The sequence below is a fragment of the Kordiimonas sp. SCSIO 12603 genome, from assembly GCF_024398035.1.
Classification (GTDB): domain Bacteria; phylum Pseudomonadota; class Alphaproteobacteria; order Sphingomonadales; family Kordiimonadaceae; genus Kordiimonas.
In genome coordinates, this window is the sequence record NZ_CP073748.1 from 2,574,099 (window position 1) to 2,587,282 (window position 13,184).

The 13,184-nt window shown below is 45.6% G+C and carries 12 protein-coding genes; 3 read left to right on the top strand and 9 right to left on the bottom strand.

What is annotated here, in order from left to right:
- Positions 1–53: 53 nt before the first annotated feature.
- From KFE96_RS11970 to KFE96_RS11990, 5 genes are all read right to left on the bottom strand, one after another.
- Entirely contained in the window at positions 54–791 is a 738-nt protein-coding gene (locus tag KFE96_RS11970; protein ID WP_255832795.1) for an RNA methyltransferase, read from the bottom strand.
- Between the two features lie 2 nt (positions 792–793).
- Positions 794–2,128 (bottom strand): cysteine--tRNA ligase, encoded by a 1,335-nt coding sequence (gene cysS, locus KFE96_RS11975; RefSeq protein WP_255832796.1) that lies wholly within the window; start codon positions 2,126–2,128, stop codon positions 794–796.
- Complete coding sequence (gltX, locus tag KFE96_RS11980) at positions 2,125–3,456, bottom strand: glutamate--tRNA ligase (RefSeq protein WP_255832797.1); 1,332 nt, start codon at positions 3,454–3,456, stop codon at positions 2,125–2,127. The genes cysS and gltX overlap by 4 nt, the downstream gene beginning before the upstream one ends.
- Positions 3,457–3,487: 31 nt before the next feature.
- Positions 3,488–5,161: an NAD+ synthase gene (locus KFE96_RS11985; protein ID WP_255832798.1), complete on the bottom strand. Its 1,674-nt coding sequence runs from the start codon at positions 5,159–5,161 to the stop codon at positions 3,488–3,490.
- 100 nt (positions 5,162–5,261) lie between these two features.
- The gene (locus KFE96_RS11990; protein ID WP_343264890.1) at positions 5,262–6,638 is read right to left on the bottom strand and encodes a class II 3-deoxy-7-phosphoheptulonate synthase; all 1,377 of its coding nucleotides are present in this window, start codon (positions 6,636–6,638) and stop codon (positions 5,262–5,264) included.
- A gap of 214 nt (positions 6,639–6,852) precedes the next feature.
- On the opposite strand from KFE96_RS11990, the gene KFE96_RS11995 reads away from it, so the two are divergent.
- Complete coding sequence (locus tag KFE96_RS11995; protein WP_255832799.1) at positions 6,853–7,524, top strand: HAD-IA family hydrolase; 672 nt, start codon at positions 6,853–6,855, stop codon at positions 7,522–7,524.
- Here the strand turns inward: KFE96_RS11995 and KFE96_RS12000 are convergent.
- The 4 genes from KFE96_RS12000 to KFE96_RS12015 are packed head-to-tail and all read right to left on the bottom strand — an operon-like array spanning position 7,472 to position 10,356.
- Positions 7,472–8,518 carry a nucleotidyltransferase family protein gene (locus KFE96_RS12000; protein WP_255832800.1) on the bottom strand — a complete coding sequence of 349 codons (1,047 nt, stop codon included), beginning with the start codon at positions 8,516–8,518 and terminating at the stop codon, positions 7,472–7,474. The genes KFE96_RS11995 and KFE96_RS12000 overlap by 53 nt on opposite strands.
- Positions 8,515–9,444 (bottom strand): HprK-related kinase A, encoded by a 930-nt coding sequence (locus KFE96_RS12005; RefSeq protein WP_255832802.1) that lies wholly within the window; start codon positions 9,442–9,444, stop codon positions 8,515–8,517. Before KFE96_RS12005 ends, KFE96_RS12000 begins: the two co-directional genes overlap by 4 nt.
- Positions 9,437–9,748, bottom strand: coding sequence for a hypothetical protein (locus KFE96_RS12010; RefSeq protein WP_255832803.1), 312 nt, complete (start codon positions 9,746–9,748; stop codon positions 9,437–9,439). Before KFE96_RS12010 ends, KFE96_RS12005 begins: the two co-directional genes overlap by 8 nt.
- Before the next feature lie 38 nt (positions 9,749–9,786).
- Complete coding sequence (locus KFE96_RS12015; RefSeq protein WP_247020243.1) at positions 9,787–10,356, bottom strand: hypothetical protein; 570 nt, start codon at positions 10,354–10,356, stop codon at positions 9,787–9,789.
- A gap of 437 nt (positions 10,357–10,793) precedes the next feature.
- Here KFE96_RS12015 and KFE96_RS12020 point away from each other — a divergent pair, with 437 nt between their 5' ends.
- Positions 10,794–11,894: a sensor histidine kinase gene (locus KFE96_RS12020; protein WP_370650589.1), complete on the top strand. Its 1,101-nt coding sequence runs from the start codon at positions 10,794–10,796 to the stop codon at positions 11,892–11,894.
- Between the two features lie 164 nt (positions 11,895–12,058).
- Positions 12,059–13,138 (top strand): substrate-binding domain-containing protein, encoded by a 1,080-nt coding sequence (locus KFE96_RS12025; protein WP_255832805.1) that lies wholly within the window; start codon positions 12,059–12,061, stop codon positions 13,136–13,138.
- Positions 13,139–13,184: the final 46 nt, after the last annotated feature.

Below are 13,184 nucleotides of genomic sequence, written 5' to 3' on the forward strand. Positions count from 1 at the left end.
CTCCTTGAAAAGCTCACGGCAATTCTAGCGCAAAGGTTTGTAATTACAATAAATTACCGTTTTTGTCCCTTTGCTAAGGCTTTCACAATACCACGCATAGTCTGAACCTCTTGTGAAGAGAACCCTGCGTTTTGTATTAAGTTTCGGATAGTACGGCGTTGGCTATCGCGGCGCCCTTCACTTCGGAAATATCCCTTTTGCTCAAGCTCGCCTTCAATATGCTCCATCAGGCCAACAATCTCTGCTTTATCAGCCAACCCCTCTGGATGCGAAGGCTGGTGCTCTGGCGTTGCATCGCCACGTTGGAAAAACTCGTATGACACCAGAATAACCGCCTGTGCGAGATTAAGGCTGCCATAATCAGGGTTTACCGGTGCTGTAAGAATAGTATCAGCCAGTGCCACATCATCATTGGTCATACCCGAACGTTCCGGGCCGAAAAGAATAGCTGGCCGTTCACCACTGCTGATCATGCCGTGCATCTGTTTGGCAGCTTCAGCAGGTGTTACCACCGCCTTTGGCATCCCGCGCTCCCGCACCGTTGTCGCATACACATGCGTACAGTCAGCCACCGCTTCTTCAACAGTTTCAAAAACTTTTGCTTCGTCTATGACAACACCAGCGCCCGCAGCTGATGGACCTGCATCCGGGTTTGGCCAACCATCACGCGGAGCCACAAGGCGCAGGTCGGTAAGGCCAAAATTATACATAGCCCGCGCGGCCTTGCCGATATTTTCGCCAAGTTGTGGCCGCACGAGAATAATTGCAGGCTTAATTGCTTTATTTGACATCTTTACTGCGCTTTAAACTTAATTTCGCCGCCAGCAGCGATTTCAATAACTAGCCCCTGCCCCGCAGCTTCATCACGAATACGGTCAGCCTCAGCAAAATCTTTTGCGGCCCGCACTTCAGCATATTTTACTGAGTTTTCAGCAATCCAAGCATCTTGCTCTGCGCTAAGTTCTGTTTTGAACCAATCTTCGGCAGATTGCATCAAAAGCCCCATAAACTGTGCGCCAGCCAAAAGCTGATCGGCAGTTTCTTCTGATGCCAGCGCGTCAAGAGCTGCAATAGCTTTTGGTGTGTTCAGATCATCTGAAAGCGCTTCAATCACGGTCGTCGGAACAGTTTCAGCCGCCGCAGCACCAGCAGTTATACGGTACCAGCGGTCAAGCCTGCGCTTCTGTTCCTTTGCATTACTGTTTGAGAAATCAACTGGTTGCCGATAGTGCGCAGTTAAAAGCGACAAACGCATTGGCTCACCACCATGCTCCTCAAGAAGCTCACGGATTGTGTAGAAGTTGCCTAAGGATTTAGACATTTTCACACCATCCACAGTCAGGTAACCATTATGCATCCAGTATTTGACGAACTCTTTGCCGTGCGTACATTCACTTTGAGCAATCTCATTCTCATGGTGTGGGAAAATAAGATCCTGTCCACCAGCATGAAGATCAATCGTTTCGCCCAGATGCTTTTCAATCATGCATGAACATTCGAGATGCCAGCCTGGACGACCTTTCCCCCACGGGCTACCCCATCCCACTTGCTCTTCCGTTGACGGCTTCCAAAGAACAAAGTCTGCAGGGTCTTTCTTATACGGCGCTACTTCAACACGGGCGCCAGCAACGAGTTCATCACGAGAATGCCCTGAAAGGCGGCCATAGTTTTCCATGGATGTTACATCAAACATCACATGGCCTTCAGCCACATATGCATTCCCTTTAGCAATCAAATCCTGCATCATCTTAATCATCTGAGGCAGGTGTTCTGTCGCCTTTGGTTGAATATCCGGCTCAAGATTACCAAGAGATCTCATATCTTCCTGATAAATCTTGGTATAGCGGTTCGTGATGGTTTTAATACTCACGCCTTCCTGCGCGGCGCGATCCATGATCTTATCTTCAATATCAGTGATGTTGCGTGCATAGGTAACGTGTTCAGTGCCGTAAACATGACGCAGAAGCCGGTAAAAGATATCAAACACAGTGTATGGGCGCGCATTACCAATGTGGGCATGGTCATAAACCGTAGGGCCACACACATACATACGCACATTTTGGTGATCTATCGGTTCAAACTTTTCCTTACCGCGTGCAGCAGTATTATAAACATAAATGTCCGTCACGCTGCGTTACCTTCTAGACGGGCGATTACTTTTTCACGACCAATAAGCGGAAGAAGCATACCCATATCAGGACCATGGTTCTGACCTGTAAGTGCCTGACGCAGTGGCATAAAGAGGCCCCTGCCTTTCACACCAGTTTCTGTTTTAATCGCGTTTGTCCATTCTTTCCAAGTGTCAGCTGTAAGCTCACCTTCAGGTAGCAGATCACGAGTTTTCGCGATATGATCAGCATCTTCAATAACTGGCGTTACCGGGCCTGCAATAATGGCCTGCCATTCTTTGATATCAGATAGCTTGTTGATATTTGGCTTTACTGTTTCCCAGAAGGTTTCATCAACACCGTCAAGGCGACCTTCAACATCAGCAAAAGGTGTTGCATGCAAAATTTTTGCGTTCAGCATTTCAAGTTCATCGCTATCTAGCTTTGATGTTGATTTACCAAATTTCCCAAAATCAAAACCATCTATAAGCGGCTTGATATCTGCGAAGGCTTCAATCGGCTCACTTGTACCCACGCGACCAATCAGTGACACAATAGACATTGCCTCAAGCCCTGCTTCATCACGGTACTCTTCAATAGACATAGCACCGTGACGCTTCGAAAGACCTTCACCGCCCTTGCCGGTTAGAAGCGCGAAGTGAGCCATTTCTGGTGATTTACCACCAACAGCTTCAAAAATCTGTATTTGAACAGCAGAGTTTGTCACATGGTCTTCACCGCGTACAATATGTGTAATACCGTAATCCACATCATCAATCACACTCGGAAGCGTATAGAGGAAGCTACCGTCTTCACGGATAAGGATCGGGTCAGAAACCGCACCAAGATCAATTGATACATCACCACGGATAAGGTCTGTCCATTCAGCACGCCCTGGAACATTAAGCTTAAAACGCCAGTGTGGCCTTCGACCTTCTGCTTCATAAGCAGCTTTCTGCTCATCAGTAAGGTCAAGAGCAGCGCGATCGTATACTGGCGGCTTACCACGACCCATCTGAATTTTACGCTTCATATCAAGCTCATCAGATGTTTCATAACAAGGGTAAAGGCGGCCTTCAGCCTTCAGTTTCTCAACAACTTCATTGTAACGGTCAAAACGCTCACTTTGCTTAAAGGTTTCGTCCCATTTAATACCAAGCCACTGAAGATCAGCTTTAATTGCTTCTTCATTTTCAAGAGTGGAACGAGCTGTATCAGTATCATCAATACGCAGCACATAGGTTCCGCCCTGCTGGCATGAGAACAACCAGTTCACAAGAGCAGCGCGAATATTACCCAAATGGAGCTTACCAGTTGGAGATGGTGCAAAACGTACTTTAACAGTCATTCTTTTATCCTAGCCTAACGGCACACATATATTAGTTGTTGTAGCGAGCACTGCGGAACCCATTCGTAATCGGGTAACGGCGGTCTCGACCGTAATTCTTACGCGTAATTTTTACACCCGGAGGTGCCTGACGCCTTTTATACTCGGCGATGTACAGCAGGTGTTCGATCCTTGCAACCTCTGATGCATCGTGCCCGCGCGCAATAACATCTGCAACGGACATTTCTTCATCGACAAGACACCTGAGCATATCGTCCAATTCTTCATAGGGAGGAAGGCTATCTTCATCCTTCTGGTCTTCCCTTAGTTCAGCTGTAGGTGGCTTAGTGATGATGTTTTCTGGGATAACTTCTCCGCCAGGGCCTAAAGCACCAGCAGGGACATTTTCATTCCGCCAGCGCGAGAGCGCAAATACATCCAGTTTATATACATCCTTGAGGGCGTTATAGCCACCGCACATATCACCGTAGAGCGTGGCATAACCAACAGACATCTCGGATTTATTACCTGTTGTCAGCACCATCTTGCCGAACTTGTTGGATACAGACATAAGAATAAGCCCACGCAGGCGTGACTGAATATTCTCTTCTGTTGTATCCGATTCAGTTCCCGCAAACACACCACCTAGCATGTTATCGAAGGCGTCAACGCCCTCTTTAATGGCGATAGTATCGTAGATCGCACCTAGAGCCTGAGCACATTTTTCAGCGTCTCCAACACTTTCGCCTGTCGTGTATTTAGACGGCATCATAATACAGTGCACTTTATCTGCGCCTAATGCATCAACTGCAACCGCAGCCGAAAGCGCACTATCAATACCGCCAGACATACCAAGCACAACGCCAGGGAAGCGGTTTTTGTTAACATAGTCCCTCAAGCCCAACATCATCGCCTGATACATAGAAGCCATTCGGTCTGGGGTTTCAGCTTGAAATTCTGTTTCACAGGTAAACTTGCCATCTACTTTCTGCCAAACAGTATTCAACTCACCTTCGGCCCATGAAACCATCTGCACTGGTACCGTGCCGTCAGCGGCGATCACATAACTCGCGCCATCAAAAACAAGTTCATCCTGTCCGCAAATCTGGTTGCAGAACACTAGCGGCAAGCCTGTTTCATTCACACGAGCAAGCGCATGCTCTTGACGTTCCGGATGTTTATCCAGCTCAAAAGGGCTACATGTCGGTACCAGAAGGATTTCCGCCCCTCGCGCTTTTAATCCCTCAGCCACCGCTGAGAACCACATATCTTCGCAAATCATTACACCCAGCTTATGGCCTCTGAATTCCATAGGTGCAGGAATTGGACCTTCTTCAAAAACCCGCTTTTCATCAAATACACCGTAATTTGGCAGTTCATGCTTAAAACGAATTTCTTTGATCTCGCCAGCTTCAAGCAAAAAAGAAGCATTCCTTAGCGCTTCACCATCTTGCCACGGTGCACCGACAATCAAACCAGGTGCATCATCACCAGCCGTAATTTCGGCAAGACCTTCTATCGCATGCTTGGATGCGCGAGCAAAGAATGGTTTCAACACCAAATCTTCAAGCGGATAACCAGTTACTGAAAGCTCTGGTGTAAGCACTAGATCAGCACCATCCGCCACTGCATTTGCGTAAGCTTCAGCGATTTTCTCGCAATTTGCCTGAATAGCCCCAACCGTTTGGTTAAGCTGTGCAATATATATGGAAAGCGTATCTGTCATGCCTGCCTTTTACCGTGCTTCACGCGTGTGTACAAGTTAAAGAAAAGGGCGAGAACCAATCTACCTGGCCTCGCCCTCGTTAAAGAGATTTAGCTAAGAGTTAAGCAGCGTTTTCTGCTGCTAGCGCCTCTCTTTCCTCCTTAAGGGCTTCGGCTATCTGGAATGCAAGTTCAATTGATTGGCTCGCATTCAGGCGCGGATCACAATGTGTGTGATAGCGAGAAGATAGACCATCTTCTGTCACAGCGATCGCGCCGCCAGTACATTCGGTTACATCACGGCCTGTAAGCTCCAAGTGGATACCGCCAGCATATGTGCCTTCGGCACGATGGCAGGCAAACACCTGCTTCACCTCTTTAAGCACACGTTCGAACGGACGAGTTTTGTAACCTGATGATGCTTTCACTGTGTTACCATGCATTGGATCACACGACCAAACAACCTTGCGGCCCTCTTCTTTCACGCGGCGCAGCAATCGTGGCAGATATTCTTCCACCTTGTCAGCACCAAAACGGCTGATAAGTGTTAGGCGCCCAGCCTCATTATTCGGATTGAGGATATCAATCAGGCGAATAAGATCATCTGGGTCTGTCGTCGGCCCCACCTTTGAAGCAATCGGATTACCGATACCGCGCAAAAATTCAAGATGCGCGCCATCTGTCTGGCGTGTGCGGTCACCAACCCAAAGCATGTGAGCGGAGGTATCGTACCATTCACCTGATGTAGAATCGACGCGCGTTAGAGCCTGTTCATATCCCAGAAGTAATGCCTCATGAGAAGTGTAGAATTTAGTACCCTGAAGCTGACGGACATCGTTCGGGTTCACACCACACGCTTCCATAAAATTAAGCGCTTCACCAATGCGGTCCGCAAGCTCGGCATACTTAGCGCCAGCACCACTTTCCGACACGAAATCGAGATTCCAGCGGTGTACATCCATTAGGTTTGCATAACCGCCTTGTGCAAACGCTCTAAGAAGATTCAGCGTCGCAGCAGACTGACTGTAAGCACGCAGCATACGGCGTGGGTCTGGCACACGGGATTCTGCATCAAAATTAATACCATTAATGATATCACCGCGGTAGCTCGGTAGCTCTACACCATCCACAGTTTCAGTATCAGCGGAACGTGGTTTCGCAAACTGACCAGCAAGACGACCAACTTTTACAACAGGGCTACTTGCTGCATATGTAAGCACCACAGCCATCTGCAAAAGCACACGGAATGTATCGCGGATATTATTTGGGTGAAACTCACGGAAACTCTCAGCACAATCACCGCCTTGCAGCAAAAATGCACGGCCTTCAGCAACTTCGCCAAGAGAGGCTTTCAGATCACGTGCCTCACCAGCAAATACGAGCGGTGGATAGCTTGCAAGTTCGGTTTCCACTTCCTGCAATACTTTTTTATCTGGATAATCAGGCACCTGTATAATCGGGCGTGTTTTCCAGCTTTCAGGGCTCCACTCACTCATCACTTTGACCTCTATAAACTCTCAAGGGCTTGTATTATTATTTCAACATTGCATCATTTTTAGCAATTAAGTTGCAATGTTAAATCATGCATTTTCAACAATAGCAAGCGCAAAAACTCTATTACTATAATCGATGTTTGGCCTTTATAACAAATGTCTATATTAAGTGGTCATAACATTTCTAACCTTTGTATTCAGAAGAGCTTGATACTTACATATGAAAGTATTTTCCGTTCAAAAAATCCTTTTTGACCTTGATGGCACACTGGTCGATACGGCTGCTGATTTGCATGCTGCCACTAACCATGCACTCAACATTGCAGGCCGGCCAGATGTACCTCTTTCTTCCGTTCGGCATTTAGTTGGCTTTGGTTCACTTCGGCTTATCAAAGAAGGGCTAAAGCTCACTGGTGGCTCGGAAGGTATTGACAGCACAAATCTTCAAAAAGAGTTTTTAGATTTCTATACAGATAATATAGCCGTACATTCAGCACCCTACCCCTATTGTGTGCAAGCACTCACCGACCTTAAGGAAAAAGGCTTTGAATTAGCTATCTGTACGAACAAACCAGAACGAATGGCTAAATCCTTACTATCGGAATTGGATTTATTAAAATACTTTGGCGCTATTGTGGGCGGTGACAGCCTACCATACAAAAAGCCCGATGCACGCCATTTGCAAGATACAGCGGCCCTTCTAACCGGCACTGGTCCTACTCTTATGGTTGGAGATGCATCACCTGATATATTAGGCGCGAAAGCAGCACATATGCCCGTTGTTGCAGTAAACTATGGTTTTGCAGATACAGATATCAAAGCGCTCGAGCCAGATATGATTATTGAATCTCTGGCAACCTTACGGGATGTGGTTTCGCTCCAATCCGCTTAAAGGCTTTCACAACTAGATGCGGTAATAGCCTGTATAGAGGCATCCGAAGCAGATGAGAACGTAGATAGAGCATCGCTTTAGTGGATTTACGAGTTTGGTTGCCATTCAACCGATCGACAAACCAATCAAGAACAGTTTGAGACGGTACACCACCAAGTTCCTTCAAAAGATCATCTGCTCGCTCGCTATCCAGAACCTTAGCAAGAAGCCCGAATGCATAAGCACACGGCTTTTCAGCACCGATCATCTTTATGCGCTCTAATAGTGCCAAATCCTCATCGGAATCCAGATCGCTCAACAACAAATTAAGTTCAATCAAACTACGGACAGGCGTTTCGAATGTTCCATCAGCGAAAGCATGGATAGCTGAATGAATGAACAAGTCCTGCGGCGACAATACTTTTAGAAAACTACCCACCAGAGGCATAGCTGCCTCAAAAAAGGGCTTATTATTTATATTTAGTCTAGACGTTGGCGGAAGAAGGCGGTGGTGAACATCCAAAATTGTGAACCGAGCTGAATGCCTGAAAGGCGGCAATTCATGCATATGCTTGCGGTAATAATGCTGATCATACTCTTCAGCCGCACTTTCATCAAAATTCCAACCGGCAGCAAGCAGAATTTCCTCAGCCTCTTTAACATTCTGCTCAGGCACAAGAATATCGAGATCGCTTACTCGCCTACCTTTCGCAGCCTCAAGTCCCAAGGCCACATAAGCGCCACCTTTTAAAAGGATCGGCTGAATACCTGATCCCATAAAAGCACGCTCAAGGCGTTCCTTTTCACTGTGAAGCATATGATGATCATAAGCTGCACGAGTTACACCATTTTCAAGGACCGACTGCATTTTTTTGCTAACCGTATCACCCGCAACCAAAGCAAGGCGGCCAAACACATGATTAACGTCCGCAAACTCAAGCAGCAGAGCGCGCTCTGTTACATTTTCAGGAATGGGTTCAAGGCCTGCTATAACACGTGTAAAATAACGGCTCATAACCCTGCCTCCTCGGCAAAGTCACGCACCATCTGCATACATTCCTCTGTATCACCATAAGTGATATCGTAGGCTTCAGCCCCTACAACCATATCTGTAAGTGCTTTATACGCAGGCTCACCAAGGAGCTTGTAGTTGGTCGCAGATTCAATAAGCCGCATAATCGTTTCAGCTTTCGTGAGCTTTTTGGCGCGCGGGCTTACATTCTCAGCAAAATTAGGGAATAGAATTAGTTTAACAGGCGCAGGAATATTCGCTTGTTCAATATCAGAACGTCGAGCTCGCCTATAGGCAATTTCGCCTTTAGGGGTATTCATAATAGATTTCGAAACCCATTCGGCACCAACCATCTCTCTTACTACAGAGATTGAATTTCCTTTAAGTGAGACAGGCCTTGGGTAGGGATTAATTTCTGCTTTATCCAGTGAAAGCAAACCAAACTCATCTGAAAACAGACGGTAACCTTCCTGCATCAAGGCTGTTGTAAGTGTGCTTTTTCCACTGCCCGATGCACCAGAAATCAAAACGCCGCCATTTTCATTGGCAACCGCACCTGCATGAAATGTTAAAAACCTACAACACTTCAGCGCAACAGAAAGATTCATCCCCATTTCTAAGCTGAGTGGTGCCATTTTTTTAGGGAGTGGTACAGCAGGTACTTTAAATCCTGGATCAGGAATAACCTGTGGGCGCAAATACTTCCTGAACACATTCGGCGGTCTGACATTCAGCGCAATATCAGTTACTTCCTGTAATTCAAGATTAGCAGGCACATCGCGATACACATCAAATAGAAAATCGACCAATTCAGGTGATTGCGAAGCGAGCCGAGCGGAGAATGCTCCGAGAATTAGTTCAAACTGCCCCTCCTTCAGAGAAGAAAACACATCAGCTCTATTTAAGTTGGAGATAAGCGTTTCAGGCATTGCTATATTCTTTTGGCTTCAGTAATCCAACCTCATCTAATTGAATAACAGAGCTTTCAAACAATTCGGCAGGGCAATCTTCTGTATCAAGTTCAAGGTCATCGAGAACCCGATCATACAAGTCCTTCATATTTCCTGGCTTATCAACTGCATTTTTGACAATAGACGCGGTAAGAAAATTTAGAAGGTGCGTTGTTCCTGCGGATTTACAGAAAACAAAATATACATCCTCAAACTGCCGAATGACAAAATCATCAGCTTCCGCAATCCAAATTGTCTGGGAAGTATATGGACCTACTGCCATTATATAAACTCAAACTGTAGAGACAGGTTGAATTACCCCTAACCGAGGTAATTCAAAATTGATACGATACAAGAAATACCCGGCCAACTGGAATTCGGGCTAAGATCAGCTTGTCTTGCAGAAAGTGCGACATACAAGCTTGCCGCATCGGACCCCAAGTTCCAAGAACCGTTAACGTCTACATAATCCCCTGGCGTAATCAATTGGTAAGCGTCAAGCGAATATAATTCATAGCAACTGCTTGAAGAATCGCCATCACCGTCACCATCGCCATCACCTGAACAGCTACCAGGTCTGAACTGGCTTGGCGCGCTGCTAGAAGGGAAAGAAAAATCGGCGTTATCTTTAAAGTTGTTGATATCTTTACTTTTATATTTGCCTTTTTTCTTTTTAAGGTTGCCATTACCAACCCACGCAGCCCCATCATCATCAACGAGAATACGAATACTGCCAGGCAATGTAATGACACACTGAAGCTGGGAAATGAGTGGACCACCTGAAGCTCCTGCCCCAAGTGTTAAAACCATAGGCATACCAGCAGCGCCCAAACGCAAAAGCTGTCGACGCTGATCTCTGAACTTAGTTTTGCTATCTTCAGTACTACTCATAAGACCTCAACATCTCCAGAACTGAATATTACTCACCCCAAACAATTTTATTAAACAATGTTTTATGCTTTAGGTAAAGCGTGATTTCACGTTTATTTACTCATATACGCATGTAAAAATTGCAATTTTACTACATTTTCTTATCAGAGTTCGGTTTTCAAGGTGAAAGCTTCATAAAAACGCAATACATTTGTTTTTAAATCCGCGCAAATTTCCTATCTTAGCGTTATCGCTAATCAGTATAAACTTAGGCAACATCAACCATGTCCGAGTCCTTTAAAGAATATCAAAGCTTACTCACCGAACGTGCTATCATTATTGTTATCGCTATTACTTTGATATTTCTTTGGTCGGTGAACCAAATCAGCTTTATTGCTGTTGCTGTGACAACAAGCATTGCCGCAGGCCTTCTTGTTCAGCTCGAAATAAAGCGTCGTATGGAGACATTGCGGAGTAAGCGTGTTGCTGAAACTGAGAAGCGAAAGAAAGCAAAACAAGGCGCACAATCGTTAAGAGCAAACGCGCTCAATGGTGTTCCTTCTGCTATTTTGCTTATTGATTCAAATCACAAGATTATCTTTGCCAACAAAATGGCGAAAGAGCTACTTGGTGATGGGATCGTTGATAACGATGCTTTCCTTTATCTGCGGCAATCAAATTTTGTGACAGCGCTTGATAAGGTGTTAACAGGCGGAAAAAAGGCAAATGATCTTATCCGCTATACGACAAGCCAGGATCGCAGTTTTGATGTAACTGTCGCAGCTGTTACCAGTACTGAGCCTGGCAAGGAAAAACAGCGACAAGCAATGGTTTTCTTCTACGAAGTTACAAGCCTGTTACGCACAGAACAAATGCGTGTAGATTTTGTTGCAAACGCCAGCCACGAACTTCGGACTCCTCTCACATCTATTACAGGCTTTATCGAAACGCTTCTTGGGCCTGCTGCGGAAGACAAGGCTGCGCAAGACAGGTTTCTTGGAATTATGCAGCGTGAAGCGGACAGGATGATCCGCCTCATTGATGATCTTTTATCACTTTCAAAAATTGAAATGTCTCGGCATGTAAGCCCAGACAGCGATGTTGACCTTAATAACATTCTACAAACGACTGCTACAACGCTCTCTAGGAAAGCTGCAAAGCGAGGCATAGAGTTTAATTTAGATATCTCTGAGAACTTACAGAATGTCACTGCTGATGCAGACCAGATTACACAGGTAATGATGAACCTGGTTGGTAATGCTGCTAAATATGCCGATCAGGACACACGAGTTCATATCTCTGCGCTTCCGACGCCAAGCAATCGTCATATGCAAGTTACGATAAGAGACGAAGGGCCAGGCATTTCCCCTGAGCACTTAGGCCGATTGACTGAACGTTTTTACCGTGTCGATACAGCGCGTTCTCGAAAAATGGGCGGCACTGGTCTTGGGCTGGCAATCGTAAAACATATCCTTCTGCGCCATTCATCTCAGCTGGATATTAAAAGTAAGATTGGTGAGGGCACCTCTTTTAGCTTCAAGTTACCGATCGCCAAGTAACTCTCCACAGCTTACACTGTCATAAATTTGAAACAAATCTGTAATAATTACAGTCTTATTCCGTTCATTAAGGTGTAACAGAGGCGCTGTATCCGTCTTTGAAACTTAATAGTATTCAAAACCAAGATACTAAAAACCCTAATAAAACCAAGGCAATTAGGATAATGATGACGAATTTAAAATTTATGACAGTTGCTTTAATAAGCACTGTAATATTATCGTCAGAAGCCTTAGCCCAATCGCGCAATCAAATTCGTGTAGTTGGTTCAAGTACGGTTTTTCCTTTCTCAACAGCAGTTGCTGAGGAATTTGGCCGTACATCTCCTTTTAAAACACCGATTGTTGAAGCCACGGGCACTGGTGGTGGTTTTAAACTTTTTTGCAACGGCATTGGCACTAAGTATCCAGATATTACAAATGCGTCACGAGCTATAAAACCGAGTGAAACGTTCCTGTGTACGGAACGAGGTGTAACAGATGTTGCTGAGCTAAAAATAGGATATGACGGCATCGTACTCGCCCAAAAGAAGCAAACGCGCGCACTCTCAATCACAGTAAGAGAGCTATACTTGGCGCTTGCTTCGCGTATTCCTACACCCGGCTCCGATGGCGGTATAGAAGACCTTATTGAAAATCCACATATTTACTGGAGCGATATAAACCCTGACCTACCAAGACGTAAAATTTCTGTTATGGGCCCTCCTCCAACATCCGGTACCAGAGATGCTTTTAATGAACTAGCAATACAGTCAGGCTGTAAAACATTCCCTGGAATGGCAGCTCTAGAAACTACAAACCCAAGCTTGTTCCACGCCCATTGCCAAAGCATTCGGGAAGATGGCGTATATATTGAAGCAGGTGAAAACGATAATTTAATCGTTCAAAAGCTTTTAACTGACGGTGATACAATTGGTATTTTTGGGTACAGCTTTCTCGACCAAAACGCCGATATGGTTGATGCTGTTTCTATAGCAACCAATAATGGTCAATACTTAGAGCCTACCTTTGAATCTATCTCTACCGGCGAATACCCAATTTCTCGTTCGCTTTATATATATATCAAAAAGGCTCACATAGGCATTATCCCCGGCATTAAAGATTTTATTGAAGAATTCACCAGTGACAGAGCTGCAGGCGAATTAGGGTATTTGGCAGAAAGGGGCCTCGTGCCTCTGCTTGACGAGGAACGAGACGCTGCTAGCACTCAAGCGAAAAACCTTGTTTCGCTGGAGCTTCAGCCATGATCCGAAAATTCACAGCTATACAAGGAACACTTAGAGGAGTTGCCCA

Excerpts from the sequence above, each read along its gene's own strand:
- KFE96_RS11970 (WP_255832795.1), bottom strand. The coding sequence starts at position 791 with ATGTCAAATAAAGCAATTAAGCCTGCAATTATTCTCGTGCGGCCACAA.
- gltX (WP_255832797.1), bottom strand. The coding sequence starts at position 3,456 with ATGACTGTTAAAGTACGTTTTGCACCATCTCCAACTGGTAAGCTCCAT.
- KFE96_RS11985 (WP_255832798.1), bottom strand. The coding sequence starts at position 5,161 with ATGACAGATACGCTTTCCATATATATTGCACAGCTTAACCAAACGGTT.
- KFE96_RS11995 (WP_255832799.1), top strand. The coding sequence starts at position 6,853 with ATGAAAGTATTTTCCGTTCAAAAAATCCTTTTTGACCTTGATGGCACA.
- KFE96_RS12000 (WP_255832800.1), bottom strand. The coding sequence starts at position 8,518 with ATGAGCCGTTATTTTACACGTGTTATAGCAGGCCTTGAACCCATTCCT.
- KFE96_RS12005 (WP_255832802.1), bottom strand. The coding sequence starts at position 9,444 with ATGCCTGAAACGCTTATCTCCAACTTAAATAGAGCTGATGTGTTTTCT.
- KFE96_RS12010 (WP_255832803.1), bottom strand. The coding sequence starts at position 9,748 with ATGGCAGTAGGTCCATATACTTCCCAGACAATTTGGATTGCGGAAGCT.
- KFE96_RS12015 (WP_247020243.1), bottom strand. The coding sequence starts at position 10,356 with ATGAGTAGTACTGAAGATAGCAAAACTAAGTTCAGAGATCAGCGTCGA.
- KFE96_RS12020 (WP_370650589.1), top strand. The coding sequence starts at position 10,794 with ATGGAGACATTGCGGAGTAAGCGTGTTGCTGAAACTGAGAAGCGAAAG.
- KFE96_RS12025 (WP_255832805.1), top strand. The coding sequence starts at position 12,059 with ATGATGACGAATTTAAAATTTATGACAGTTGCTTTAATAAGCACTGTA.